This window comes from Ancylobacter rudongensis (genome assembly GCF_900100155.1).
GTDB classification, from domain to species: domain Bacteria; phylum Pseudomonadota; class Alphaproteobacteria; order Rhizobiales; family Xanthobacteraceae; genus Ancylobacter; species Ancylobacter rudongensis.
Map to the genome: position 1 here is coordinate 1 of NZ_FMTP01000004.1, position 24,984 is coordinate 24,984.

General features: G+C 70.3%; 22 protein-coding genes, 1 pseudogene and 2 riboswitches. Of the genes and pseudogenes, 16 read left to right on the forward strand and 7 right to left on the reverse strand.

From position 1 onward, the window contains the following. Together BLO63_RS11245 and BLO63_RS11250 are read left to right on the forward strand one after the other, a co-directional pair. On the forward strand, positions 1 to 293 hold a 293-nt coding region (locus BLO63_RS11245), incomplete at its 5' end, for an integrase core domain-containing protein (protein ID WP_143007038.1). Positions 294 to 304: 11 nt separating this feature from the next. Next, positions 305 to 1,351, forward strand: a pseudogene (locus tag BLO63_RS11250) (AMP-binding protein); the annotation flags it as partial. 214 nt (positions 1,352 to 1,565) lie between these two features. Here the strand turns inward: BLO63_RS11250 and BLO63_RS11255 are convergent. Beyond that, the gene (locus tag BLO63_RS11255) at positions 1,566 to 1,838 is read right to left on the reverse strand and encodes a metal-sensitive transcriptional regulator (protein ID WP_091440439.1); all 273 of its coding nucleotides are present in this window, start codon (positions 1,836 to 1,838) and stop codon (positions 1,566 to 1,568) included. 71 nt (positions 1,839 to 1,909) lie between these two features. Here BLO63_RS11255 and BLO63_RS11260 point away from each other — a divergent pair, with 71 nt between their 5' ends. The 3 genes from BLO63_RS11260 (at position 1,910) to BLO63_RS11270 (ending at position 6,167) form a co-directional block, all read left to right on the forward strand. Then, positions 1,910 to 4,372, forward strand: coding sequence for a heavy metal translocating P-type ATPase (locus BLO63_RS11260; protein ID WP_205409321.1), 2,463 nt, complete (start codon positions 1,910 to 1,912; stop codon positions 4,370 to 4,372). 471 nt (positions 4,373 to 4,843) lie between these two features. Then, a complete protein-coding gene (locus BLO63_RS11265; protein WP_091440441.1) occupies positions 4,844 to 5,287 on the forward strand; it encodes an Rrf2 family transcriptional regulator in 444 nt (147 codons plus the stop codon). A gap of 1 nt (position 5,288) precedes the next feature. Next, complete coding sequence (locus BLO63_RS11270) at positions 5,289 to 6,167, forward strand: NAD(P)/FAD-dependent oxidoreductase (protein ID WP_091440442.1); 879 nt, start codon at positions 5,289 to 5,291, stop codon at positions 6,165 to 6,167. Between the two features lie 329 nt (positions 6,168 to 6,496). Here the strand turns inward: BLO63_RS11270 and BLO63_RS11275 are convergent, their stop codons facing one another. The 4 genes from BLO63_RS11275 to nadA form a co-directional block, all read right to left on the reverse strand. Continuing rightward, complete coding sequence (locus BLO63_RS11275) at positions 6,497 to 7,792, reverse strand: D-amino acid dehydrogenase (RefSeq protein ID WP_091440444.1); 1,296 nt, start codon at positions 7,790 to 7,792, stop codon at positions 6,497 to 6,499. Positions 7,793 to 7,862: 70 nt separating this feature from the next. Next, a riboswitch (glycine riboswitch) is annotated at positions 7,863 to 7,988 on the reverse strand. Position 7,989: 1 nt separating this feature from the next. Continuing rightward, positions 7,990 to 8,091: riboswitch (glycine riboswitch) on the reverse strand. A 603-nt stretch (positions 8,092 to 8,694) separates the two neighbouring features. After that, entirely contained in the window at positions 8,695 to 9,558 is an 864-nt protein-coding gene (gene nadC, locus BLO63_RS11280) for a carboxylating nicotinate-nucleotide diphosphorylase (protein WP_091440446.1), read from the reverse strand. Positions 9,559 to 9,733: 175 nt separating this feature from the next. Continuing rightward, positions 9,734 to 11,278 carry an L-aspartate oxidase gene (locus tag BLO63_RS11285; protein WP_091440448.1) on the reverse strand — a complete coding sequence of 515 codons (1,545 nt, stop codon included), beginning with the start codon at positions 11,276 to 11,278 and terminating at the stop codon, positions 9,734 to 9,736. A gap of 41 nt (positions 11,279 to 11,319) precedes the next feature. Next, positions 11,320 to 12,393, reverse strand: a complete 1,074-nt coding sequence (gene nadA / locus BLO63_RS11290) for a quinolinate synthase NadA (protein ID WP_244517825.1) — start codon at positions 12,391 to 12,393, stop codon at positions 11,320 to 11,322. A gap of 158 nt (positions 12,394 to 12,551) precedes the next feature. Here nadA and BLO63_RS11295 point away from each other — a divergent pair, with 158 nt between their 5' ends. Further along, positions 12,552 to 12,980, forward strand: a complete 429-nt coding sequence (locus tag BLO63_RS11295; RefSeq protein WP_091440449.1) for a GNAT family acetyltransferase — start codon at positions 12,552 to 12,554, stop codon at positions 12,978 to 12,980. 3 nt (positions 12,981 to 12,983) lie between these two features. Here the strand turns inward: BLO63_RS11295 and BLO63_RS11300 are convergent, their stop codons facing one another. Further along, on the reverse strand, positions 12,984 to 13,982 hold the full coding sequence (locus tag BLO63_RS11300) for an NUDIX hydrolase (RefSeq protein WP_244517826.1): 999 nt from the start codon (positions 13,980 to 13,982) through the stop codon (positions 12,984 to 12,986). Positions 13,983 to 14,109: 127 nt separating this feature from the next. Here BLO63_RS11300 and BLO63_RS11305 point away from each other — a divergent pair, with 127 nt between their 5' ends. After that, positions 14,110 to 14,946: an aldo/keto reductase gene (locus BLO63_RS11305; RefSeq protein WP_162841806.1), complete on the forward strand. Its 837-nt coding sequence runs from the start codon at positions 14,110 to 14,112 to the stop codon at positions 14,944 to 14,946. Positions 14,947 to 14,962: 16 nt separating this feature from the next. On the opposite strand, the gene BLO63_RS11310 is transcribed toward BLO63_RS11305, so the two are convergent. After that, positions 14,963 to 15,862: a DMT family transporter gene (locus tag BLO63_RS11310; protein ID WP_091440452.1), complete on the reverse strand. Its 900-nt coding sequence runs from the start codon at positions 15,860 to 15,862 to the stop codon at positions 14,963 to 14,965. Positions 15,863 to 15,923: 61 nt separating this feature from the next. Between BLO63_RS11310 and BLO63_RS11315 the strand changes: the two genes are divergently transcribed. The 9 genes from BLO63_RS11315 (at position 15,924) to ade (ending at position 24,865) form a co-directional block, all read left to right on the forward strand. Then, positions 15,924 to 16,529 carry a TetR/AcrR family transcriptional regulator gene (locus BLO63_RS11315; RefSeq protein ID WP_091440453.1) on the forward strand — a complete coding sequence of 202 codons (606 nt, stop codon included), beginning with the start codon at positions 15,924 to 15,926 and terminating at the stop codon, positions 16,527 to 16,529. Between the two features lie 111 nt (positions 16,530 to 16,640). Beyond that, positions 16,641 to 17,339, forward strand: a complete 699-nt coding sequence (locus BLO63_RS11320; protein ID WP_091440455.1) for an energy-coupling factor ABC transporter ATP-binding protein — start codon at positions 16,641 to 16,643, stop codon at positions 17,337 to 17,339. Between the two features lie 94 nt (positions 17,340 to 17,433). After that, entirely contained in the window at positions 17,434 to 18,045 is a 612-nt protein-coding gene (locus BLO63_RS11325) for an energy-coupling factor transporter transmembrane component T family protein (protein ID WP_091440456.1), read from the forward strand. Further along, positions 18,042 to 18,599, forward strand: a complete 558-nt coding sequence (locus BLO63_RS11330; RefSeq protein ID WP_091440458.1) for a biotin transporter BioY — start codon at positions 18,042 to 18,044, stop codon at positions 18,597 to 18,599. Before BLO63_RS11325 ends, BLO63_RS11330 begins: the two co-directional genes overlap by 4 nt. A gap of 4 nt (positions 18,600 to 18,603) precedes the next feature. Beyond that, positions 18,604 to 19,998 (forward strand): AMP-binding protein, encoded by a 1,395-nt coding sequence (locus tag BLO63_RS11335; protein WP_091440459.1) that lies wholly within the window; start codon positions 18,604 to 18,606, stop codon positions 19,996 to 19,998. After that, the gene (locus tag BLO63_RS11340) at positions 19,995 to 21,119 is read left to right on the forward strand and encodes a thiolase family protein (protein WP_091440461.1); all 1,125 of its coding nucleotides are present in this window, start codon (positions 19,995 to 19,997) and stop codon (positions 21,117 to 21,119) included. The genes BLO63_RS11335 and BLO63_RS11340 overlap by 4 nt, the downstream gene beginning before the upstream one ends. A gap of 96 nt (positions 21,120 to 21,215) precedes the next feature. Next, a complete protein-coding gene (locus tag BLO63_RS11345; RefSeq protein WP_091440462.1) occupies positions 21,216 to 22,001 on the forward strand; it encodes a DeoR/GlpR family DNA-binding transcription regulator in 786 nt (261 codons plus the stop codon). Positions 22,002 to 22,166: 165 nt separating this feature from the next. Next, a complete protein-coding gene (locus BLO63_RS11350; RefSeq protein WP_091440463.1) occupies positions 22,167 to 23,126 on the forward strand; it encodes an aldo/keto reductase in 960 nt (319 codons plus the stop codon). A gap of 2 nt (positions 23,127 to 23,128) precedes the next feature. Continuing rightward, complete coding sequence (gene ade / locus BLO63_RS11355; RefSeq protein ID WP_091440465.1) at positions 23,129 to 24,865, forward strand: adenine deaminase; 1,737 nt, start codon at positions 23,129 to 23,131, stop codon at positions 24,863 to 24,865. Positions 24,866 to 24,984: the final 119 nt, after the last annotated feature.

The window sequence follows — 24,984 nt, forward strand, 5'->3', positions numbered from 1 at the left end:
AGAACGGCTTCATCGAAAGCTTCAACGGCCGATTGCGGGACGAGCTGTTGAACGAGACGCTGTTCTCCAGCCTGCCCCAGGCCAGAGCCGCTCTCGCCAAGTGGCAGCTCGACTACAACACGGCCCGGCCGCACTCCAAGCTCGGATGGCAGACGCCAACGGCCTTCGCCTCAACGTTCCACCCGCGGCGGGATCAGACGATCCTCACCATCAACGGCTCCGCGTCTGCCCCCGCCGCTCCGCACGCCCGACAGGGCAAATCCAACCGTCAGAACGAACTGAAAGCTGGATAGAAGTTGGGGGCAACGTCACCGCGCTGCTCTACACCTCGGGCACGACAGGCCGCTCCAAGGGGGCGATGCTGACCCACGCCAACCTCGCCTCCAACGCGCAGGCGCTGGTGGAGACCTGGCGCTTCACGGGCGATGACGTGCTGATCCACGCGCTGCCGATCTTCCACACGCACGGCCTGTTCGTCGCTATCAACGTCACGCTGGCGGCGGGCGCGTCGATGATCTTCCTGCCGAAGTTCGACCCGGAGCGAATCCTCTCCCTCATGGGCCGGGCGAGCGTGCTGATGGGCGTGCCGACCTTCTATGTCCGGCTGCTGAAATCCTCCGAACTCACGCCCGAGGCGGCGGCGGGCATGCGCCTGTTCATCTCCGGCTCGGCGCCGCTGCTGGCCGAGACGCACCGCGAATGGCGCGCCCGCACCGGCCACGCCATTCTCGAGCGCTACGGCATGACCGAGACCGGCATGAACACCTCCAACCCCTATGAGGGCGAGCGCCTCGCCGGCACGGTCGGCTTCCCGCTGCCCGGCGTGGAACTGCGCGTGGTCGCCCCGGAAAGCGGGGAGGTGCTGGGCACAGGCGAGATCGGCATGATCGAGGTGCGCGGACCGAACGTGTTCAAGGGCTATTGGCGCCTGCCGGAAAAGACGGCGGCCGAATTCCATGATGGCTGGTTCGTCACCGGCGATCTCGGCCTCATCGGGCCGGACGGCTATGTGCAGATCGTCGGGCGCGGCAAGGACCTCGTCATATCGGGCGGCTACAATGTCTACCCGAAGGAGGTCGAGACCGAGATCGACGCGCTGCCCGGCATCATCGAGAGCGCGGTGATCGGCCTGCCGCATCCCGATTTCGGCGAGGGCGTGACCGCCATCGTGGTCGCCCGCCCCGACGCCGCGCTGGACGAGCAGGCGGTGCTGGAAGCGCTGGAAGGGCGGCTCGCCCGCTACAAATCCCCCAAGCGCGTCATCTTCCTCGACGACCTCCCGCGCAACACCATGGGCAAGGTGCAGAAGAACCTGCTGCGCGAGCAGTACAGGGGGCTGTACGGGGGGTAGGGGAGCGGTTCGGGCTGTTTCCAGGACGCCTGCATCCGCATCCCGGCCAAACGGAGGCGCAGCTGAAGCGCCGAGCCGGACCCAGCCCCAAAGCCTCCGGCGAAGTTCTTTTCGCTCTCTTTGTTGAAAGCGTGCACCCGGTCCCCCGGCCCCCGGATCGGCGCCGCAGCGCGGCGCTTGTCCGGGGATGGCGGGGCCGGACGCGGCCCGCTCCTCACCGGAGCTTGCCGAGCACCTCGATGAGTTCCGACACCTTGGCGCGCTGGTCGTCGGCGTCGCCGGAGGCCATCGCGTGGGCGACGCAATGGCCGAGATGGTCGCGCAGCACTTCCTCCTCCACCCTCTTCAGCGCCGCCCGCACCGCCGCCACCTGGGTGACGATGTCGATGCAGTAGCGGTCCTCCTCGACCATGCGGGAGAGGCCGCGCACCTGTCCCTCGATGCGGCTCAGGCGTTTCAGACAGGCGGTGCGGGTGTCGTGCTGCATCCTTGCCATATACCCATGCGGGGTATATATCGCAAGTATCGAATACCTCATGGGGGTATAAGGAGGGCGTCATGGCCGACAGGAACCACGATCACCCGGCGCAGGAGCATGCCGCGCACACGCAGGGCGCGCCCGGCAAAGGCGCCTCCTGCTGCGGCGGTCATCATCATGACGCCGCCCCCGCGCCCGCCCATCCGCACGATCCCGGACATCCGCACGCGCATGCCCACGCCGCGCCCGCCTCCCACATGGCCAAGGACCCCGTCTGCGGCATGGATGTGGACCCGCACACGGCGACGCTGAAGGCGGACTATCGCGGCATCACCTATTATTTCTGCGCCCCGGGCTGCCGCACCAAGTTCATCGCCAACCCGGAAAAATACCTCGGCGACAAGGGCCCGGCCGAGCCGGTGCCGGAGGGCACGGAATATACCTGCCCGATGCACCCGGAGATCGTGCAGGTCGGCCCCGGCAGCTGCCCGATCTGCGGCATGGCGCTGGAGCCGATGCTGGTGAGCCTCGATGACGGCCCGAACCACGAACTGATCGACATGACCCGCCGGTTCTGGATCGGCCTCGCCCTCACCGTGCCGGTGTTCGCGCTTGAAATGGGCGCGCATCTGGTGCCGGCGCTGCATCACCTGGTGCCGCCCGCCACCTCGGCCTGGATCCAGCTCGCGCTGGCGACGCCGGTCGTGCTCTGGGCGGGGTGGCCGTTCTTCGTGCGCGGCTGGCAGTCGCTCGTGACGCGCAACCTCAACATGTTCACGCTGATCGCGCTCGGCACCGGCGTCGCCTATCTCTACAGCCTCGTCGCGGTGCTCGCGCCCAGCCTGTTCCCGCCCGCCTTCCGTGGCGCGGACGGGGCGGTGGCGGTCTATTTCGAATCGGCCGCCGTCATCACCGTGCTGGTGCTGCTCGGCCAGGTGCTGGAGCTGCGCGCCCGCGAACAGACCTCCGGCGCCATCAAGGCTTTGCTCGATCTCGCTCCGAAGACCGCTCGCCGCCTCAATGAAGATGGCAGCGAGGAGGAGGTGCCGCTGGCCGATGTCGTCGTCGGCGACCGGCTGCGGGTGCGGCCGGGCGAGAAGGTGCCGGTCGACGGCACCGTGGTCGAGGGCCGCTCGGCGCTCGATGAATCGCTGGTCACGGGCGAATCCATGCCGGTCAGCAAAGGGGAGGGCGATGCTGTCATCGGCGGCACGCTCAACCGCTCGGGCGGGCTCGTCATCACCGCGGCCAAGGTTGGGCGCGACACGCTGCTCGCCCGCATCGTGCAGATGGTGGCGCAGGCGCAACGCTCGCGCGCGCCGATCCAGCGCCTGGCCGACCACATCGCCGGCTGGTTCGTGCCGCTGGTGGTGGCCTGCGCACTGTTGGCTTTCGCCGCCTGGGCGCTGTTCGGGCCGGAACCGCGCCTCGCCCATGCACTGATCGCCGCCGTCGCGGTGCTCATCATCGCCTGCCCCTGCGCGCTGGGCCTCGCCACGCCGATGTCGATCATGGTCGGGGTCGGGCGCGGGGCGCAGATGGGCCTCTTGGTGAAGAACGCCGAGGTGCTGGAGCGGATGGAGAAGGTCGACACGCTGGTGGTCGACAAGACAGGCACGCTCACCGAAGGCAAGCCGGCCGTTACCGCCATTGTCACCCTGGAAGGGTTCACCGAGGACGAGGCGCTGCGCCTTGCCGCCGCCGTCGAGCGCCCGTCCGAGCACCCGCTCGCCCACGCGATTCTCACGGCGGCAGAGGCGCGCGGCCTCGACATCCCGAAGGTGCGCGGCTTCGATTCACCCGTGGGCAAGGGCGCCTATGGCCTTGTCGAGGGCAAGCGCGTCGCCATCGGCAGCGCGGCGTTCCTGAAGGAGCTCGGCATCGACCCGGCGCCGCTGCACGCCCGCGCCGACGAACTGCGCCGCGAAGGCGCCAGTGCCGTGCTGCTGGCCGTCAACGGCAAGCTTGCGGCGGCGCTCGCGATTGCCGATCCGGTGAAGGCGACGACGCCGGCGGCGCTGGCCGCGCTCGCCAAGGAGGGCATCCGCGTCGTCATGCTCACCGGCGACAACCGGGTGACGGCGGAGGCGGTGGCCCGCCGGCTCGGCATCACCGAGGTCGAGGCCGAGGTGGCCCCCGAGGACAAGGCGGCGGTGGTGGAGAAGCTGAAGGCGCAGGGCCGCGTCGTCGCTATGGCCGGCGACGGGGTCAACGACGCGCCCGCGCTGGCAGTGGCCGATGTCGGCATCGCCATGGGCTCGGGCACCGATGTCGCCATCGAGAGCGCCGGGGTGACGCTGCTGCATGGCGATCTCGCCGGCATCCTTACCGCCCGCCATCTGTCGCAGGCGACGATGCGCAACATCCGGCAGAACCTGTTCTTCGCCTTCCTCTACAATGGCGCCGGCGTGCCGATCGCGGCCGGCGTGCTCTACCCTGTCTTCGGTCTGCTGCTCTCGCCGATGGTGGCGGCGCTCGCCATGGCGCTGTCCTCGGTCAGCGTCATCAGCAACGCGCTGCGGCTGCGGTCGGTGAAGCTGTAGGGCGGGGCGGCGCGGCGGCGGGGCCTGTCCACCCCGCGCAGCCTCATCCCCGGGCCTGACCCGGGGATCCAGTCACTTCCCCGCCGCGCCCCTCGTTCCCCGGACAAGCCGCGCTTGCGCGGCGCCGATCCGGGGCCAAGGTGGGACGGGCACGCACCCAACGCCCCCCGCTGGCGCGTTGCCGAAGAGTCTTCCGCTGGGTCCCGGCGCGCCTTCCGCTGGCGCTGCAGGCGATCGGGACACGCGGGCGGGGCCCGTCCACCCCGCGCGCCCTCATCCCCGGGCTTGACCCGGGGACCCAGCGTTTCCGCCCGGCCCCGGCCTGAGGGCTGGGTGGCCGGGTCACGCCCGGCCATGAGGGGGCGGGAGCGGGGAAGGGGGCGCGGTCCCAGCCCCCGCGCGCCTTTCCTGATCGGCCGCCGCGCGCCACCGCTCTTGCAGCCGCGCCTAAATCGTAATAAACGAAGTTACATGAAGCGCGACAGCCGTCTCTCCTCGGTTCTCCACGCCCTGCTGCACATGGCGGAGCGGGAGGGGCCGATGACCTCGGAAGAACTCGCCGCCTGCATGCACACCCATCCGGTGGTGGTCCGCCGCACCATGGGGCTGCTGCGCGAGGCGGGGCTGGTGCGCTCGGCCCGGGGGCCGCAGGGCGGGTGGCGGATCAGTGCCGATCTCGCCGCCGTCACCCTGCGCCAGCTGCACGAGACGCTGGGCGAGCCGGCCATCTTCGCCATCGGCAACCGGCAGGAGATGCCGGGCTGCCTGGTCGAGCAGGCGGTCAACGCCGCGCTGGACGACGCCTTTGCCGAGGCCGAGGCGCTGCTGCTGGCGCGTCTCGGCCAGATCACCCTGGCGGATCTCGCCGCCGATTTCAGCCGCCGCCATGCCGGGCGGCGTCAAGGGAACACCTGATATGCACGATGTCATCGTCGTCGGCGGCGCCTATGCCGGCATGGCCGCCGCCCTCCAGCTGCTGCGCGCCCGGCGCCGGGTGCTGGTCATCGATGCCGGCCTTCGCCGCAACCGCTTCTCCCGCGCCTCGCACGGCCTGCTCGGGCAGGACGGGGTCGACCCGGCCGAGCTCGCCCGCACCGCCCGCCGCCAGCTGGAGGCCTATCCGACGCTGCAGTGGATCGAGGGCGAGGCGCAAAGCGCGGCCGGTGCGAGGGATGATTTCACCGTCAGCACGGCGGCCGGCGCGCTTCATCGCGGCCGGCGCCTGCTGTTGGCGCTCGGCGTCAGCGACGAGCTCCCGGCGATCGAGGGGCTGGCCGAGCGCTGGGGGCGCAGCGTGTTCCACTGCCCCTATTGCGACGGCTACGAGCTTGATCGCGGCCGCATCGGCGTCATCGCCACCGGGCCGATGTCAGTGCATCAGGCGTTGATGGCGACGGAGTGGGGCGCGGTGACGCTGTTCACCCATGCCAGCTTCGTCCCGGACACGGCGACGCGGGCCGAACTCGCGGCCCACGCCATCGCGCTGGAGGAAACGCCGCTGGCGCGGCTGGAGGGGCATGCGGACGTCGTGCTGGCCGATGGCCGCCGGCTCGCCTTCGCCGGCCTGTTCACCGCCCCGCGCAACAGGCCGGCATCAAAGCTGGCCGAGTGCCTTGGCTGCGCGCTGGAAGAGACGCCGTTCGGCACGCAGATCGGCACGAATGAAGCGAAGGAAACCAGCATCCCCGGCGCCTTCGCCTGTGGCGATGCCGCCCGCGTCCCGCACTCGCTCACCCTCGCCATCGCCGATGGCGCCTGGGCCGGCATGCAGCTGCACCGCTCGCTGGTGTTCTGAGCCGCCGACCCGCCCGCCGCTTCCCAGCCCCGCCGCGCGCCCCTCGTTCCCCGGACAAGCCGCGCTGGCGCGGCGCTGATCGGGGGCCCAGGGGGAGTGGGAGCGCCGCCTTGCACCTCCCGTCGCGCAAGGCGTTGCCGAAGAGTCTTCCGCTGGCTCCCGGCGCGCCTTCCGCTGGCGCTGCAGGCGTCCGGGACACGGGTGTCTTCACGACACATCTCACCGCCCTCATCCCCGGGCTTGACCCGGGGACCCAGCATTTCCGCTTGGGGCCCGGCTTGAGGGCTGGGTGGCCGGTGGAGATGCACCCGCCGCACGCGGCGGGCGGCTTACTCGGCCGCGAGGCGCAGCAGCGGGGCGGGCGCTTCCACCGGCATCGCGTCGGCCACCTTGGCGGCGATGATCTCGGCGGTGGCGCAGGAGAGCGTCCAGCCCAGATGCCCGTGGCCGGTGTTGTAGAACACGCCCGGCTTCTTGCCGGCGGCGACGCGCGGCATCATGTCGGGCATCATCGGCCGCAGCCCGGCCCACGGCACCACGCGCGCGGTGTTGACGCCGGGGAACAGCTTGCGGGTCCAGTCGACCAGCGGGCGGATGCGGTCGGCGCGGATGTCGCGGTTCTCGCCGTTGAACTCGGCGGTGCCGGCGACGCGGAAACGGTCCTTGCCGAGGCGCGAGGTGACGATCTTGGTCTTGTCGTCGAGCAGGCTCACCCAGGGGGCGGAGGCCTGGCTCTCCTCGTCGTCCAGCATCACCGTGATCGAGTAGCCCTTGACCGGATAGATGTTCACCCGGTCGCCGAGCCCGGCGGCGATGGCGCGCGAGCCGATGCCGGCGCACACCACCGCGCCGTCGAAGGACAGCGTCTCGCGGCGCGGCAGCGCGTCTTCCGCGTCGGGGGCGACGGAGAAGGTGACGTCAACGCCGGTGCCGTCCTTGCCGGTGCCGGTGTGGGTCACGCGCTCGACGCTGGCCTCGCTGATGAAGCGCACGCCGTGGCGCCGGCACACTTCCGCCAGCCCATAGGTGAATTTGTGGATGTCGCCGGTGGAATCGGATTCGGTGAAGAAACCGCCATAAAAATGGCCCTTCAGCGTCGGCTCCAGCGCGCGGATTTCCTCGCCCGTCACCTCGCGCCGCTCCAGCCCGCCCTTGGCATAGAGCGCCGACACCTTGCGGGCGTAGTCCTGGGCTTCCTTGTCGCGGTAAATGTGCAGGATGCCGCGCGTCTCGTGGTTGAAGTCGATGCCCTCGCGCTTGGCGATGTCGAACATGTAGTTGCGGGCCTGGATGGCGAGACGGGTGGTCTCGACCGTGTTGGCCTCGTAGTTCGGGATATTGGCGAGGAACTCGGCCATCCAGGAATATTTGTGCCAGGAGGGCATGGGGTTCATCAGCAGCGGCGCGTCCGGCGTGAACATCCACTTGATGCCCTTGAGCACGGTGGCCCAGGAGTTCCACACTTCGGCATTGGAGGCGGAGAGCTGGCCGCCATTGGCGAAGGAGGTTTCCATCGCCGAGTAGCGCTGGCGGTCGATGACGGTGACGTCATAGCCCTTCTGGTTGAGGGCATAGGCGGTGGTAACGCCGGTGATACCGGCACCGATAACGGCGATGTGGCGCATGGGAGGCTCCCGCGCTTGAGGACGACATGGCCCGACGCGCGGTGCCCCGCTTGGCGTCGGCCGGCTGTCCCCATCTGTCGCGGTACCTGAGAGCTCGCCCCGAGACAGACGGCGGCGCCGTCAAACCATCCCGGGCTTCCCCTTCGGTGGGCGTCCTACCCCGGGAAAACCCGGCGCGACGCCTCTCTCCAGATTGTCCTGACCATGCGGTCCGTGGTGCCTGAGAGTTTCCTGGGGGGTTGCTCCGTCGGCGCCGACAATTGTCCGGGAGGACTGTCGATCTCTCCCGCATGATCACTAGCAGACGGTCATATGCATCGCACGAATGCATGCCTCATTCAAGGGCAGGCACCCCCGCTCGCGCCGAGTTGAGCCTGCGACCTTGGGAGGGGGCCAGGGGGAAAAGCCGCCGAAGAGTTTCCCCTCGTGTCCCGGCTCATCGCGCCGGCTTCGCCAGCGCTCGTCCGGGACACGATGGGGCTGCCACTGATGTCGCCCCTCATCCCCGTCCCCGGACTTGACCCGGGGACCCAGCGTTTCCGCTCGGGCCTCCGCCGAAGGCTGGGTGGCCGGGTCAAGCCCGGCCATGAGGGGAGGGGATGACGGCGTTAAGCGGGAGGCGAGCGCACGGCTGCTTCGCCACCGCCCCGCGCCGCGCCGGGTGGGAAAGAGATTCTGCCGAAGAGTCTTCGCTGGGTCCCGGATCATCGCGCCGGCTTCGCCTGCGCTCGTCCGGGACACGAGGGGGCTGCCGGTTGCGCCGTCGCTCGTCCGCGCGCCGAGAGCCTCGTGTCCCGGACGCCTGCAGCGTCAGCGGAAGGCGAGCCGGGACCCAGCGGAAGACACTCCAGTGGAAGACTCTTCGGCCAAAAAGCCTCAACCGCCCCCCGCCAACCCGCCCCTCACACCTCCGCCGCGTCCAGGCCGAGGTCGAGGATCGGGGCGGAATGGGTGATCCAGCCGACCGAGATCAGGTCCACCCCGCTGGCGGCGATGGCGCCGACCGTTTCGCGCGAGACCCGGCCCGAGGCCTCGGTGAGCGCCCGCCCCGCCACCAGCGCCACCGCGTCGGCCAGCATGGCGGGGGTCATGTTGTCGAGCAGCACCGCGTCGACCCCCTCGGCCATCGCAGCGTCGAGCTGGGCCAGCGTGTCGACCTCGACCTCGATCTTCACCATATGCCCGGCATGGGCCTTCGCCGCCCGGATCGCCGGCACCACGCCGCCGGCCACGGCGATGTGGTTGTCCTTGATCAGCACCGCGTCATCGAGGCCGAAGCGGTGGTTGGAGCCACCGCCCGCCCGCACCGCGTGCTTTTCCAGCGCCCGCAGGCCCGGCGTGGTCTTGCGGGTGCAGACGATCTGCGCCTTGCCATGCTGGCGGGCGATGGCCACCAGCCCTGAGGTGGCGGTGGCAATGCCGGACATGCGGCAGGCGATGTTCAGCGCCACCCGCTCGGCGGTGAGGATCGACCGGGCGGAACCGTCGAGCCGCAGCACCACGTCGCCCGGCGCCACCTCACTGCCATCGCCGCGCTCGACGCTCACCTTGAGTGCGGGGTCGATCAGGTCGAAGGCGATCACCGCCGCGTCGATGCCGGCGATCACCCCCGGTTGCCGCGAGGCGATCACCGCCTGAAACCGCGCCTGCGGCGGGATGCAGGCATCGGTCGTCACGTCGCCGGCGCGGCCGAGATCTTCCAGCAGCGCGGCGCGCACCACCGGCTCGACCAGCAGGCGGGGGAGGGGGGGAAGGGAAGATGACATCACTCGACTCGCTTCACATTCAAGGCCCCTCAGGACCGAGCTTGACCCGGCCACCCAGTCATCTGGATCCCCGGGTCGGGACCGGGGATGAGGGTGGTTCAATGGCAGCCCGTCGCGGGCGCCGAAGTGGAAGACCTGGACATGCCCGGGCATGGCGTCGTCGTCCGGGCGGTTCTCACGCCACCTGCCGCGCCTCGATCGAGGGCGCGACGCCCGGCGTCTCGTCGAATCGCGTCTGCGAATGCCGCGCCACCATCGCCGGGTCGGGGTGGTCGGCGCGGAAATGGCCGCCCCGGCTCTCGCAGCGCCGCAGCGCCGCCTCGGTGATCGCCAGCGCCACCAGCGAGAGGTCGCAGCCGTCGCGGTCGGCGATCGCGCCGAGCCGGGCGGCGGCGGCTTCCAGCCCTTGCGCCTCGCGCACCACCCCGACCTGCCGGTCCATCAGCGCGCGGATCTCGGCACGGGCCGGGGAGCGCGGGCGGGCGGGAGAGGGCGCGCGCGGCGTGCCGGGGGCGGCCTCTTCGCCGGCGATGTCAGCCGCGATCCAGTACGCATAGGCCAGCGCCTCCAGCAGCGAATTGCTGGCGAGCCGGTTGGCGCCGTGCAGCCCGGTCGAGGCGACCTCGCCGCAGGCCCACAGGCCCGGCACGCTGGCGCGCCCGGCGCCATCCACGCTTATGCCGCCCATATGGTAATGCGCCGCCGGCCGCACCGGGATCGGCGCGCGCGCCGGGTCGAGCCCATGCGCGCGGCACAGCGCCACGACGCCGGGAAAGCGGGTCTCGATGTCCTTGATGCGGGCGTCCAGCACCACGGTCTCCCCGGCGGCGATCTGCGCGAAGATCGCGCGCGCCACCACGTCGCGCGGCGCCAGTTCCTGTCCCGGTACCTCGGCCATGAAGCGCTCGCCGCGGCTGTTGAACAGCCGGGCGCCTTCCCCGCGCAGGGCCTCGGTGGCGAGCGGCATTGGCGCAGGGCCGCCAGAGGCGGCGCGTTCGGGGTCTCCGCCCACCGCCATCGCGGTGGGGTGGAACTGCACGAACTCAAGATCGCGCAGCACCGCGCCCGCGCGGGCGGCGAGTGCCAGCCCGGAGCCGACCGCGCCGAGCGGGTTGGTGGTGGCGCCATAGAGCCCACCGAGCCCGCCGGTGGCGAGCACCACGGCGCGGGCGGCGAGGGTGAGCGTGCGGCCGGCGCGGTCGCGGGCGGCGATGCCGGCGATGCGGCCCTGGGCGTCGGCCAGAAGCTCGCCCGCCCGCCAGCCTTCCATCACCGTGATGGACGGGCAGGCCCGCGCGGCGCGGGTCAGCGTTTCCAGCACCACCCGGCCGGTGCCGTCGCCCTGCGCATGGACGATGCGCCGGCGCGCATGCGCGGCTTCCAGCCCGAGGGCGAGGCTGCCATTGGGGTTGCGGTCGAACGGCGTGCCGAGCCCGACCAGCCAGTCGATCGCGCCCGGTGCCGCCGCCGCCACGCGCCGCGCCACCAGCGGCTCGGACAGGCCCGCCCCGGCGGCCAGCGTGTCGATGGCGTGCAGATCCGGCCGGTCGTCGGCGCCGAGCGCGGCGGCGATGCCGCCCTGCGCCCAGCCGGTGGCGGCCTCCGCCCCCAGCGGCGCGGCCACGACCAGCGTGACCGGGAGCGGGGCGAGCCGCAGCGCGGTGGCAAGGCCGGCCACCCCGCCGCCGACCACGACGATGTTCTCACGCGAATGGCTCACAAGCGGACCCTTCCGAGATGCGTTCAGCGAGGGAGAGGCGTTCAGCTGATCGCCAGCATGCGCTCGACGGCGAGGCGGGCCCGGCCGGCGATGGCTGGGTCGATCTCGACCTGCGTCGTCATCGTCTCTAGCGCCCGGCGGATGTTCGGCAGGGTGATGCGGCGCATATGCGGGCACAGGTTGCACGGGCGCACGAACTCGATGTCGGGATGGTTCACCGCCACATTGTCGGCCATCGAGCATTCGGTGATCAGCACCACCCGCGCCGGCTTCTCGTCGCGCACATAATCCGCCATCCCGGCGGTGGAGCCGGCATAATCGGCCTCCGCCACCACCTCCGGCGGGCATTCGGGGTGCGCCAGCACCACCACGCCGGGATGGTTCTCGCGCAGATCGCGAATGTCCTGCGGGGTGAAGCGCTCATGCACCTCGCAATGGCCCTTCCAGGCGATCAGCTCCAGCTCGGGCACCAGCTTCTGCACATTCTGGGCGAGGAACTCGTCCGGCAGCATGAGGATGCGGTTGACGCCCCACTCCTTCGCCACCGCGCGCACCACCTTCACCGCGTTGCCCGAGGTGCAGCAGTAATCGCTCTCGGCCTTCACCTCGGCCGAGGTGTTGACATAGGTGACAACAGGCACGCCGGGATAGCGTTCTTTCAGCAGGCGGATATCGGCGGCGGTGATGCTGTCGGCCAGCGAGCAGCCCGCGCCCATGTCGGGCATCAGCACGGTCTTGGACGGGTTCAGCAGCTTGGCGGTCTCGGCCATGAAGTGCACGCCGGCCATGACGATGACATCGGCATCCACCGTCACCGCCTCGCGGGCGAGCGCGAGGCTGTCGCCGACGATATCGGCCACCGTGTTGAAGATTTCAGGCGCCTGGTAATTATGGCCGAGCACGACGGCGTTGCGCTCCCGCTTCAGCCGCTCGATCGCCTCGACCTCGCGGGCGATCAGCGGCCATTCCGCCGGGGTGATGTGCTTGGCGACGCGGGCATAGAGGTGCCCCAGCGCCGGCGCGGCAGGCCGCTCGTCGGGCAGGCCCTGGACAAACGCCTCGGGGCGGTCGGCATGGGCACGGTCGGCATGGGCAGCGACGTCGAAGTCCAGCATCGCCTTCTCCATTATGCTCGTTATGAGTATAACTAGGGCCAAAGAAGACCGGGCACCAAGGCCCGGCGGATCGCCATTATGCTAGGACTGAGTATAAGTCGCTGTCAACACTTCGTCACAAATCGGGCGATATGGGATTTGCATCGGTGAGGTAACGCATGACGCTCGATATCGACTCCGCCCGCATGGACGACGAGAGCGCGGTGGTCGCTCTCTGGCAGGCCTGCGGGCTAACGGTCCCCTATAATGACCCGGCGGCGGATTTCCGCTTCGCGCGCGGTGGGGCGAATTCGGACGTGCTGGTGGCGCGCCGTGACGGCGGCCGCGTCTTCGCCTCCGCCATGGTCGGCCATGACGGGCATCGGGGCTGGATCTACTATGTCGCCGTCGATCCCACGCTCCAGCGCCAGGGCGTCGGCGCGGAGATCGTGAGCGCGGCGGAGGCGTGGCTGAAGGCGCGGGACGTGCCGAAGGTGCAGCTTCTGGTGCGCGAGACCAACACGGCGGTCGTCGCCTTCTACGAGAAGCTGGGCTTCGAGGTCGCCCCGCGCGTGGTCCTGTCGAAATGGATCGACGGGCGGGACTAACCCTCACCGCCGCCCGAACCCTCCCGGCAACCTCACCCCCGGCGCCGGGCGCTCCAGCAGCACTTCGCGGCGGAAGCGCACCAGACGGGCGGGGCGCCCGCCGGTCTCGGCCGTGCTCTCGCCGGTCTCTTCCACAAGGCGCTGCTGCTCCACCAGCCGGCGGAAATTCTGCTTGTGCAGCCGCGAGCCGGACAGCGCCTCCACCGCCTGCTGCAGCTGGCCGAGCGAAAAGCTCGGCGGCATCAGCTCGAACACCACCGGGCGGTATTTGATCTTGCCGCGCAGCCGGGCGATGGCGAGGGCCAGCATGCGGCGGTGGTCCTCGCGCATCTCGGTGCCCGAGGGGACGGCGGCGATGCGGCCGGAGCCGCGCTCGCGCAGCGCCTCGCCCACGAGGCCGGCCTCATAGAGCAGTTCGTAGCGCTCCAGCACCCGCTCCTCGTTCCAGCCCGCCTCATGGCCGCCGCCGGCGCCGCCGAAGCCCAGCGCGATGCGCTCGGCGCGCCGCTCGCTCAGCCGTCCCTGCGCCGCCCCCGCCGCCCAGGCGCGCAGGCCATGTTGGAGCGTGTCGAGCACGGCGGGGCGCCCGCCGCGCCAGTCCTCCCAGGGGAAATAGCGGTACCAGCTCTGCCAGGCGGCGTCGGTGTCGCCGGCCGGGCGGGCCTCGCGCACGAGGGCGAGATAGGCCAGCGAGAGCGCGCGGGTGCCGTCCTCGCCCCGGTCGCGGTCGCCGAAGGTGTAGAGCTGCTCGACATAGCCGAGTTCCTGCAGCGTCTGCCGCTCCACCCAGCTGCGCAGGCCCACCTCCAGCGTGCGGTGGCCGCGCTCCAGCGGGCCGGAGGGCAGCGAATCGCGGCCGTCGCCATGGCGCAGGGTGAGCACCTTGGGGTCGTCGCCCGTCACCGCCACGATCACCGCCGACAGGCCGATCGCCAGCGCCGGCTCCGGCGCGTGGGAAGGGGCGGCGCTCGCGCGCTCGTCTGGGCTCGGCGTGGTCGGCATCGGGTTCCGGGCGGTGGCTCTGTTGTCGTCCACCTTAGCACGGAAGCGGCGGCGGCGCTGCGCCGGCAACTCTTGCGCCGGCGGCGCGGGAGTGGCACTCCGGCGGAGGTTGCAACGGAGGCGGATGATGAGCGGCAAGGCGGTTTTACCCGGCGGTCACAAGGTTTCGGCGCTTGGCATCGGCACCTGGATGATGGGCGAGCGCCCTGAGGCGCGGGCGGAGGAGACCGAATCGGTCCGCCTCGGCGTCGAACTCGGCCTCTCCCTGGTCGACACGGCGGAAATGTATGGCGAGGGCGCCTGCGAGCGCTTTCTCGGCGAGGCGCTGGCCGGGCTGCGCGACAAGGTGTTCCTGGTCTCCAAGGTCTACCCGCACAATGCCAGCCGCGCCGGCGTGGTCTCGGCCTGCGAGCGCAGCCTCAAGCGGCTGAAGACCGATCATCTCGATCTCTACCTGCTGCACTGGCGCGGCAGCGTGCCGCTGGCGGAAACCATCATCGGCTTCGAGCAGCTGAAGACCCAGGGCAAGATCCGTGACTGGGGCGTGTCGAATTTCGACACTGACGACATGAACGAGCTGTACGAGACCCCCGGCGGCGAGGCCTGCGCCACCAACCAGGTGCTCTACAACCTCACGCGGCGCGGGCCGGAATGGGATTTGCTGCCCTGGCTGCAGGAGCATGAGATCCCGCTCATGGCCTACAGCCCGATCGAGCGCGGCCGGCTGAAGAGCACCGGCGTGCTGGCCGATCTCGCTGCCAAGCACAATGCCCGGCCCTATCAGATCGCGCTCGCCTGGGCGCTGCGCATGCCGGGCAACATTGTCATCCCCAAGGCCTCGCGCGCTGCCCATATGCGCGAGAATGCCGGTGCCCGCGACATCGCGCTCGACGCGGAAGACCTCGCCGCGCTGGACGCGGCCTTCCCGCCGCCCTCGCGCCGGCGGGCGCTGGAAATGCTGTGAACAGACTGCCCGGCGCTCATGGTGCCGGGCAGCGCACCGCCCGGCGGGGCATCATGTCGGCGAAGAGATAGCCGGCGACGGCAATGACCACCAGCGCGCCCCCGAACAACGTGGCTGGGTCGACCCGTTCGTCAAAGGCCAGCCACACCCAGAGCGGCGACAGCACCACGTCGAGCAGCAGCAGCAGGCCGGTCTCGCCCGAGCGGATGTGGCGCCCGCCCATCAGGGTGAGCACATTGGCGAGGCCGGAGGTCAGCACCCCCAGCAGGGCGCAGACCCAGAGCATGTGGAGCGAGGGCAGGCCCGCGGGCAGCAGCGGCAGGGCGACGAGCGCCGCGCCGAGCGCCGACAAGACGCTGATCAGCGTCAGGTCGAGCGCGGGGTGTTTCTTCGCCTGCACCAGCAGCCCGGCCCAGCTCAGCGTCATCACCAGCGAGACCGCGATGCCGGCGGCATCGCTCATCGCCATCGCGGCGCCAGAGGTGATGACGATGCCGAGCGTCGCCAGCGCGGCCGCCGCGCCGAAGCGCCGGTTCAGCGGCTCGGCCAGCAGCAGGAAGCCCAAAGCGGCGGTGATGAAGGGCAGCGTTGCATAGACGGTCATCACGGTGGCGACCGATGTCAACTGCACGGCGGCGATATAGGCAATGTTGCCGGACACGGCGAGCCCGATCGTGATCATGCCGGGCTTCGAGAAGGTCGCGCGCAGCGCCTCCGCCTTGTTGCCGGTGGCGAGCAGCCAGAACGGGCCGAGCGCCAGTGCGGCAAAAACTGAGCGCCAGACAATGATCGACCACAGATCGGCATCGGCCATGCGGACAAAAAGGCCGACAAGGCTCCATAGCAAGGTGGAGACGAGAACCACGGCCAAGCCGGTTGAGCGCGGTGTCACAATGGAGTTGGGCACGATGGACATGACGGCCTCTCTGTGTTCCGATCCGACACAGGATGGATTAAAGTAGACCGGTCGTCTAGTCATGACAGGAAAGATATCCACGCGCGACAGGATCGTCGCGGCTGGCAGGAGGGCGATGCTGGAGCATGGCTATGCCGGCACCGGCATTGGCCCGCTGCTGGCGTCGGTGGCGGTCCCCAAGGGCTCTTTCTACCACTTCTTCGCCAGCAAGGAAGATTTCGCCGCGGCGGTCCTCGATTCCTATGTCGCCCAGTATCGCCAGCAGCGGCAGGAACTATTTGCCGATGAGGGCCTAAGCCCGCTGGCGCGGATCGAGCGTCACCTCGTGCAGGTCGAGCACGACGCGGCGGCGGATACGAGCGTGACGGCGTGTCTCTACGGCGCCCTCGCCCAGGCCTCGCCCGCGCTGGGCACCGAACTGCGCGACCGGGTGAACGGCGCCTTCGCGGCCTGGGAACAGGATCTCGCCGCCCTGATCGCCGAGGCACAGCGTGCGGGCGAGGTCGACCCCGCGCTCGATCCCGTGGACACCGCCGCCCATGTGATTGACGCCTTCGAGGGGGCGGTGATCCGCGCCCGTGCCGGGGCTGGACCGGCGGCCTTCGCCCGCTTCCGCACGTTCACGCTGGCCACCCTCCGGCGCGGGGTGGGTACGTCCGGTGCCTGAGCCGCGCGCGCCGACGAAACGCCCCCTCGACAGCATGGCCGTCCCGGTCCGATAAGCGGCGAGGCGGCGACATGTCGTCCCTTCGATTTCCTCCGCCCCGGAACGCCGCCCGTGCCGCATGCCCCGCTGATCCGCCTTGAGAATGTCACCCTCACGCGCGGCGGCCGGGTGGTGCTGGACGCTGTCTCGCTCGACATCACCGAGCGCCGGGTCGGGCTGATCGGCACCAACGGTTCGGGCAAGAGCTCGCTGGTGCGTCTGCTCAACGGCCTGCTCGCCGCCGACAAAGGCCGCGTCAGCGTGCACGGCCTCGACGCGTCGACGCAGGCGAGCGAGCTGCCGCGCAAAGTCGGCTTCATCTTCCAGAACCCCGACCATCAGATCATCTTCCCCACCGTGGCGGAGGAGATCGCCTTCAGCCTGGAACAGGCGGGAATGCCGCGCCGGCAGGCCGCGAAGGAGGCCGTGCCGGCGCTCGCCCGCTTCCAGCGCGCCCACTGGGCCGAACGGCCGGTGCATGCGCTCTCGGAAGGCGAGAAGCAGTTCTTGTGCATCATCGCCGTGCTGGTGATGAAGCCGGCGCTGCTCATCCTCGACGAGCCGTTCTCCAGCCTCGATTTGCCCACCCGCCGGCGGCTGGAGACATTGGTCGCAGGGCTGGAGCAACAGGTGATCCTCGTCGCCCATGAGCTCGACGCCTTCGCCGGTTACGACCGGGTAGTCTGGCTGCATGAGGGGCAGGTGCGCGGTGACGGCCCCCCCGGCGAGATCATCCCCGCCTACCGCGCCTTCGCCGAGGCGCTGGCATGAGCGCGCCGCGCTTATCCCGCCGTGTCCCACCCCCGCGCCGCGCTCCGCGCAGCTTGTCCGGGACACGAGGGGGCGGGATGCGTGAGGTTCTGACGTGATCTCGCTCTATCTCACCCAGCGCACCTGGCTGCACGCCATCCCCGCCGGCTGGAAGCTGCTGGCGCTGGCGCTGGTCAGCCTCATCGCCGCGCCGCTCGACAGCCTGCCCGTGATGGCCGGGCTGCTGCTCGCGGTGCTGGCGCTCTACGCCTCGCTCGGCAAAGCGGCGCTGGCGCAGATCGCCCTGCTGCGCCCGCTTTGGCCGCTGTTCCTCATCCTGCTCGCCTTCCACTGGTGGAATGGCGACATCATCGCCGGCCTCGTCGTGCTGGCCCGCATCCTGGCCATGGTGCTGCTGGCCAATGCGGTGACGATGACCACCCGCATGGACGCGATGATGGACGCGGTCGAGCCGCTGCTCGCCCCGCTCGGCTGGTTCGGCGGGTCGCCGCGCGCGGTGGCGCTGGCCGTGGCGCTGATGATCCGGCTGATCCCGCTGCTGTTCGCGCTGTGGGAGGCGCTGAACGAATCCTGGCGCGCCCGCACCGGCACGCGCGGCGGCTGGCGCCTGCTCGCGCCTTTCTGTATCCAGACGCTGAGACTGTCCCATCACACCGCCGAGGCGCTGGCCGCGCGCGGCGGCGTGCCGCGAGGAACCCGCCGATGAAAGACCGCACGCTCGTCCAGGTCGCGCTCTACGCCGCCATCTTCGCCGTGCTCGGCCTGCTGCCGCGCTTCGATTTGCCCTTCGCCGCCGGCGTGCCGATCACCGCCCAGAGCATGGGGGCGATGCTGGCCGGCGTGATGCTCGGTGCCTGGCGCGGGGCGCTGGCCATGGTGCTGCTGCTGTTCGTTGTCGCGCTCGGCGCGCCGCTGCTGGCCGGCGGGCGCGGGGGCTTGGGCGTGTTCTTCACCCCGTCGGTCGGCTTCATCTTCGGCTGGATCGCGGTGGCGTTCGTCTCCGGCTGGCTGATGCAGGCGCTGCGCAAGGCGCCGGTCTTCCCCGCCGCGCTCATCGCCGCCGTGCTGGGCGGCATCGTGGTGATGTATGCCTTCGGCATTGCCGGCATGGCGCTGGTCGGCGGGCTCACGGTGATGGATGCCACCAAGGCCTGCCTCATCTTCATTCCCGGCGACGCCATCAAGGCGGTGCTGGTGGCGCTGATCGCCCAGACCGTGGCGCGCGGCATGCCGGAAGCGCTGCTCTCGCGCAACGCCTGAGGCGATGACCCGCACCCTCGGCGCCGACCTGCCCGCCTTGGCGGAGGCGGCACCCGCCCGCGCCGCGCTGGTCTGCGACGACGAGGAGGTGAGCCGCGCCGCCCTCGCGGCCCGCATCGGTGGGGTGGCGGCGCATCTGGCGGCGCACACCGCGCCGGGGCAGGGCGTGGCGCTGGCCATGGGCAACGGGCCGGAACTGGTGGAAGCCTTTTTCGCCTGCGCCGTCAGCGGCCGGCAGGCCTTCGTCTATGATCCCGCCTGGCCGGCGCCCTACCGCGCCGCCATCGACGCGGCGCTGGCCCCGGCGCTCACGCTGGAAACCCTGCCCAGCCTCGCCCCCGCCGCGTTCCCGCCGGCGCCATCGCCGGACGCGCCGTTCTATGTCGGCTTCACCTCCGGCTCCACCGGCCTGCCCAAGGGCTACCGGCGTTCCCACCGCTCCTGGATCGACAGCTTCGCCGCCAGCGCGGTGGAATTCGGCCTCAGTGAACAAGATGTGGTGCTGGCGCCCGGCGGGCTGGCGGCCTCGCTGCATCTCTATGGCGTCGTCCACGCGCTGCATATCGGCGCGCTTGCGGTGATGATGCGCCAGTTCCACCCGCGCCGCGCCCTGCGCCTCATCGCCCGGCATGGTGTTACCGCGCTTTATGCCACCCCGACCCAGCTGCAAATGCTGGTCGAGGCCGGGGCGGGCGAGAGCTTCCCGACGCTGCGCCGGCTCATGATTTCAGGCGCGAAATGGCGGGCGGAGACCCGCGCGGCCACCCTGGCGCTGTTCCCCAAGGCCGGCATTGCCGAGTTCTACGGCGCCTCGGAAACCAGCTTCATCACCATCGCCCATCCGCGCGAGGCCGTGCCCGCCGGCTCGGTCGGCCGGCCCGCTTATGGCGTCACCCTGCGCATCCGCGACGCTTCGGGCCGGGACCTCACGGCCGGCGAAGCCGGGGCGATCTGGGTGGCAAGCTCCCAGCTTTTCGACGGCTATGCCTGCGGCGACGCCCCGGAAACCCGCCGCGAAGGCGGCTTCCTCACCATTGGCGACCATGGGCGGCTGGACGAGGCCGGCTTTCTCTACCTGCATGGGCGCGAGAAGCGCATGCTCGTCACCTCGGGGCTCAACGTCTATCCCGAGGAGGTGGAGACGGTGCTGATGAGCCTGCCCGGCATCGAGGAAGCCGCCGTGTTCGGCCTGCCGGACGATTTGCGCGGCGTCGAGCTTGTGGCGGTGCTGCGCGGCGCGGTTGACGAGAAGTCGCTGCGCGCCGCCTGCCGGAAGCTGCTGCCGGCGGCGAAGATTCCCCGCCGCTTCCTCAGCTTTGAGGACTGGCCGCGCACATCAGGCGGCAAGGCGGATTTGCGGGCGCTGGAGGCGATCGCGCGGGAGACATTCACGCGATGAACCCGGCCTTTATCCTCGCCGCCCGCCGCACGGCGGTGGCCCCGCGCGGGGGCGCCTTTCGCGCGGTGGAAGCGCACGATCTCGCCGCCCCGGTGCTGCGCGCCTGCCTCAACGATGCGGGCGTGGCGCCGCATGAGGTCGATCACGTCATCCTCGGCAATGCGCTCTCCGGCGGAGGCAATATCGCCCGCCTCGCCGCGCTGGCGGCCGGCCTGCCCCCCACCGCGCCGGCGCTGACGGTCGACACCCAATGCTGTTCCGGCCTCGACGCCATCCAGCTGGCGACACGGCTGGTGGAATCGGGCGCGGCGCAGCTTGTGCTGGCGGGCGGGGTGGAGAGCTTCAGCCGGTCGCCCCTGCGCGCCGTCCGGCCGAAGGCGAAGGGCGAGGCGCCGGTGTTTTATGACCGCCCGCCCTTCACCCCCTGGCCGGCGCGCGACCCTGACATGATCGAGGTTCTGGCCCGCGCGGCGCGCGGCCTCAGCCGGGCGGAACAGGCGGCCTTCGCCATTGCCAGCCATGCCAGGGCGCTGGCGGCGCGGGCACGGCTGGCGGCGGAAATCGTGCCGGTGGCGGGCCTCGCCTTCGACAGCTTCACCCGCACCCTCACCCCGGCTCTGTGCGCCCGCGCGCCGGTGCTCCACCGCGACGGCGAGAGCGAGCTGGATGCGGCCGGCGTCGCGGTAGAGGCGGACGCCGCCGCTGTCGTGCTGGTGGCCTCGCGGCAATGGGCGCAGCGCCTGCAGGCCGGCGGCGCGGTGTGCGAGGTGTCCTTGGCCCGCTCCTTCGCCGCCACGCCGGAGGACCCGCCGGGGGCGATCGACCAGGCATTGCGGGGCGGCCCTGCCGGGCTGGAATGGGCGCGCATTCCCGTGGTCGAACTGATGGAAGCCTCCGCCGGGCAGGCGATTCAGAACTGCCGGCGCGCGGGCCTCGATCCGGCCGCGATCAATCGCGGCGGCGGGGCGCTGGCGCGCGGCCATCCCATCGGCGCCTCCGGCGCCATCCTCGCGGTGCGCCAGTTCCACGAACTGGCCCGCGAGGCCACCGGCGCGCTCGGCCTTTCCGCCATCGCCGCCGCCGGCGGGCTCGCCAGCGTGCTCATGTTGCAGCGCCTCTAAACAGGCGTTTGCCGCGCCCGGCCTCCTTGTGCAGGATGCAGCACGAATCGTCCGCAGAAGACGGTCGTTCATTTCGGGAGAAAGACCGTTGGCCGCATGAACGCGATCTCCTCACGCCAGCAGGACATTCTGGGGCTCGCGCGCGCCCAGGGACGGGTGAGCGTCGAGGACCTCGCCGGCCGTTTCGACGTCTCGCCCCAGACCATCCGCAAGGATCTCAACGATCTGTGCGTGCGCCGGCTGATGTCGCGCGTGCATGGCGGCGCCGTCGTCGCCTCCGGCGTCGAGAACCTCGCCTATGAGGCCCGCCGCGCCATGGCGCAGGGCGCCAAGCGCGCCATCGCCGAGGCCGCCGCCAGCATGGTGCCGAACCGCGCCTCGCTGTTCATCAATATCGGCACGACCACGGAAGAGGTCGCCCGCGCGCTGTCCGACCATGAGGACCTTCTGGTCATCACCAACAACCTCAATGTCGCGACGCTGCTCTACCGCCACCCCCGAATCGAGCTGATCATGGCCGGCGGCCCGGTGCGCCATGCCGACGGGGCGGTGATCGGCTCGGCGGCGGTGGACTTCGTCCGCCAGTTCCGCGTCGACTACGCCGTCATCGGCGCCTCCGCCATCGAGGAGGACGGCACGCTGCTGGACTTCGACTACCGCGAGGTGCAGGTCGCCCGCGCCATCATCGACAATGCCCGCCAGATCATCCTGGTCGCCGACCGTTCCAAGCTGGAGCGCACGGCGCCGGTGCGCATCGGCTCAATGTCGGAGGTCGACACCTTCGTCACCGACACCGTATCCTCTCCCGAGCTGCGCCATGTGTGCCAGCGCGAACAGGTGGAACTGATCGAGGTCGGTTCGCTTGACGAGGACGGGTTCTAGAGCACGCGCCGATCAGCTTGCATCGCAAGCTGATCGGATAACGCGTTCTCTATCTTAGAGTTAGAGTGCGATCCCGCATTGCAACATTGGGGCGACGCGCGCCAGGGCCTGACAGCCTGCGGCGTCTGCCGCGTCCCGCTTCATCGACCGCCGGAGGAGAGACGAATGGAACTGCGCCGCCTCGGACGCTCGGATATTCTGGTGCCGCCACTGTGCATCGGCGGCAATGTCTTCGGCTGGACCGCCGACGAGCCCACCTCGTTCCGCTTGCTCGACGCGCTGTTCGAGGCCGGCTTCTGCTTCATCGACACCGCCGACATGTATTCGCGCTGGGTGGAAGGCCATGTGGGCGGCGAATCCGAGGCCATCATCGGCCGATGGATGAAGGCGCGCGGCAATCGTGACCGGCTGGTCATCGCCACCAAGGTCGGTGCCGATATGGGACAGGGCAAGGTCAGCCTCGCCCCGGACCATATCAAGAGCGCCGCCGAGGCCTCTCTCGCCCGGCTGCAGACCGACTATATCGACCTCTACCAGTCGCATTGGGACGACCCGGACACGCCGTTCGAGGAGGTGCTGGGCGCCTATGACGAGCTGATCCGCGCCGGCAAGGTGCGGATCATCGGCGGCTCGAACCTCACCGCGCCCCGGCTGTTCGAAGCGCTGGCAGTGTCGACCCGCGAAAAACTGCCGCGCTACGAGACGTTGCAGCCGGAATACAACCTCTACGCCCGCGCCGGCTATGAGGCCGATATCGAGGCGGTCTGCGCCGCCAGCGGCCTTGGCGTCATCCCCTATTTCTCGCTCGCCGCCGGCTTCCTCACCGGCAAGTACCGCAGCGCCGCCGATGCCGGCAAAAGCGTGCGCGGGGCCTCGCTGGTGGAGAAATATCTCAACCCCAGGGGCGAGCGCATCCTCGCCGCGCTGGACGAGGTTTCCGCCGCCCATGGCGCCACCCCGACCCAGGTGGCGCTGGCCTGGGTGATGGCCCGCCCCAGCATCACCGCCCCCATCGCCAGCGCCTCGCGTGTCGAGCAGCTCGGCGACCTCATCGCCAGCGCCGATCTCGCCCTCACCGGCGCCGAGATGGCCCTGCTCGACACCGCCAGCGCCTGGAAGGACTGACCATGGCGACAAAGAGCCCGGCCGAGATCGCACGCCTCATCGAGGCCGGTCGCGGCACCGCGCCGGCCGACCTCGTCATCAAGGGCGTCCAGCTGCTGGATGTCATCACGGGCGCGATCACCCGCACCGACATCGCCATGGTGGGCGAGCGCATCGTCGGCACCTATGGCGCGTATGACGGCGCGCAGGAGATCGACGGCGCCGGCCTGTTCGCTGTGCCCGGCTTCATCGACACCCATCTGCATGTCGAATCCTCGCTGGTCACGCCGCTGGAATTCGACCGCTGCGTGCTGCCGCACGGCGTCACCACCGCGATCTGCGACCCGCACGAGATCGCCAATGTGCTCGGTGCAGAGGGCATCGCCTATTTCCAGCGCTGCGCCGAGCACACGATCATGGACCTGCGGGTGCAGCTCTCCTCCTGCGTGCCGGCCACGACCTTCGAGACCGCCGGCGCTGAGCTCGCCGCGCCCGATCTCGCGCTGCTGCGCGGCCATGGCTCCGGCATTGGCCTCGCCGAATTCATGAACTTCCCCGGCGTGCTGTTCGCCGATGAAGGGTGCCTCGCCAAGCTCTCTCTATTCTCCGACGGCCATATTGACGGCCACGCGCCGCTGCTGCGGGGCCAGGACCTCAATGGCTACATCGCCGCCGGCATCCGCACCGAGCACGAGGCGACCTCGCTGGAGGAGGCGCGGGAGAAGCTGATGAAGGGCATGTCCGTCCTCATCCGCGAGGGCTCGGTCTCGAAGGACCTGCACGCGCTGATCCCGCTCATTTCCGCCGACACCTCGGCGTTCCTGGCCTTCTGCACCGATGACCGCAACCCGCTCGACATCGCCGAGGAAGGCCATCTCGACTACATGATCGCCGAGGCGATCCGCCACGGCGCACCGCTGCACCATGTCTACCGGGTGGCGAGCTGGTCGGCGGCCAATGCCTTCGGCCTCACCGATCGCGGCCTCATCGCGCCGGGACGGCGGGCGGACATCGTGCTGGTGGACAGTCTGGAAGCCTGCTCGGTCCGCCAGGTCATCTCGGCCGGGCGGCTGGTGACGCCGGAACTGTTCGCCGGGCGCGGCAGCGTCGCCCCGGTCGGCATGGATTCGGTGAAGGCGCGGCCCGTGACGGCGGAGGATTTCCGTATCCCGGCCACTGAGAGTGCCACCCGGGTCATCGGCGTGGTGCCCGGCCGGATCATCACCGAGGATGTGCGGCTCGACCTGGAGCTGATCGACGGCGAGAAGCGGGTGGACCTTGAGAAGGACGCGGTGAAGGTCTGCGTCGTCGAGCGGCACGGGCGCAACGGCAATATCGGCCGCGGCTTCGTCCATGGCTTCGGCATGAAGCGCGGCGCCATCGCCTCCTCGGTCGGCCATGACAGCCACAACATCACCGTGGTCGGGGTCGATGAGGCCGACATGGTGCTGGCGGTGAACCGGCTGATCGAATTGCGCGGCGGCTTCGCGGTGGCGCAGGACGGCGCGGTGACGGCCGAGCTCGCTTTGCCCGTCGCCGGGCTGATGGCGGACACCTCGTTCGAGGACGTACACGATGCGCTGATCCCGCTGCGCGCGGCGGCCAAGGCGCTCGGCGTGGTGCTGGCCGAGCCGTTTTTGCAGGTGGCGTTCCTGCCGCTGCCGGTGATTCCGCATCTGAAGATCACCGATTTCGGCATGTTCGACGTCAACGCCTTCGCCCTGCTGGAGCCGCCCCCGCCCCCCGCCGGCAACGGCTGACGCGCGCGGGGAACGGCCCCTCATCACCCTCGCTCCCTCATGGCCGGGCGTGACCCGGCCACCCAGGCTGGAGACCGGGCGCGGGCGGCAGGGCTGGGTCCCCGGGTCAAGCCCGGGGA

Excerpts from the sequence above, each read along its gene's own strand:
- BLO63_RS11255 (WP_091440439.1), bottom strand. The coding sequence starts at position 1,838 with ATGCAGCACGACACCCGCACCGCCTGTCTGAAACGCCTGAGCCGCATC.
- BLO63_RS11260 (WP_205409321.1), top strand. The coding sequence starts at position 1,910 with ATGGCCGACAGGAACCACGATCACCCGGCGCAGGAGCATGCCGCGCAC.
- BLO63_RS11265 (WP_091440441.1), top strand. The coding sequence starts at position 4,844 with ATGAAGCGCGACAGCCGTCTCTCCTCGGTTCTCCACGCCCTGCTGCAC.
- BLO63_RS11270 (WP_091440442.1), top strand. The coding sequence starts at position 5,289 with ATGCACGATGTCATCGTCGTCGGCGGCGCCTATGCCGGCATGGCCGCC.
- BLO63_RS11275 (WP_091440444.1), bottom strand. The coding sequence starts at position 7,792 with ATGCGCCACATCGCCGTTATCGGTGCCGGTATCACCGGCGTTACCACC.
- nadC (WP_091440446.1), bottom strand. The coding sequence starts at position 9,558 with ATGTCATCTTCCCTTCCCCCCCTCCCCCGCCTGCTGGTCGAGCCGGTG.
- nadA (WP_244517825.1), bottom strand. The coding sequence starts at position 12,393 with ATGCTGGACTTCGACGTCGCTGCCCATGCCGACCGTGCCCATGCCGAC.
- BLO63_RS11295 (WP_091440449.1), top strand. The coding sequence starts at position 12,552 with ATGACGCTCGATATCGACTCCGCCCGCATGGACGACGAGAGCGCGGTG.
- BLO63_RS11300 (WP_244517826.1), bottom strand. The coding sequence starts at position 13,982 with ATGCCGACCACGCCGAGCCCAGACGAGCGCGCGAGCGCCGCCCCTTCC.
- BLO63_RS11305 (WP_162841806.1), top strand. The coding sequence starts at position 14,110 with ATGAGCGGCAAGGCGGTTTTACCCGGCGGTCACAAGGTTTCGGCGCTT.
- BLO63_RS11310 (WP_091440452.1), bottom strand. The coding sequence starts at position 15,862 with ATGTCCATCGTGCCCAACTCCATTGTGACACCGCGCTCAACCGGCTTG.
- BLO63_RS11315 (WP_091440453.1), top strand. The coding sequence starts at position 15,924 with ATGACAGGAAAGATATCCACGCGCGACAGGATCGTCGCGGCTGGCAGG.
- BLO63_RS11330 (WP_091440458.1), top strand. The coding sequence starts at position 18,042 with ATGAAAGACCGCACGCTCGTCCAGGTCGCGCTCTACGCCGCCATCTTC.
- BLO63_RS11335 (WP_091440459.1), top strand. The coding sequence starts at position 18,604 with ATGACCCGCACCCTCGGCGCCGACCTGCCCGCCTTGGCGGAGGCGGCA.
- BLO63_RS11340 (WP_091440461.1), top strand. The coding sequence starts at position 19,995 with ATGAACCCGGCCTTTATCCTCGCCGCCCGCCGCACGGCGGTGGCCCCG.
- BLO63_RS11345 (WP_091440462.1), top strand. The coding sequence starts at position 21,216 with ATGAACGCGATCTCCTCACGCCAGCAGGACATTCTGGGGCTCGCGCGC.
- BLO63_RS11350 (WP_091440463.1), top strand. The coding sequence starts at position 22,167 with ATGGAACTGCGCCGCCTCGGACGCTCGGATATTCTGGTGCCGCCACTG.
- ade (WP_091440465.1), top strand. The coding sequence starts at position 23,129 with ATGGCGACAAAGAGCCCGGCCGAGATCGCACGCCTCATCGAGGCCGGT.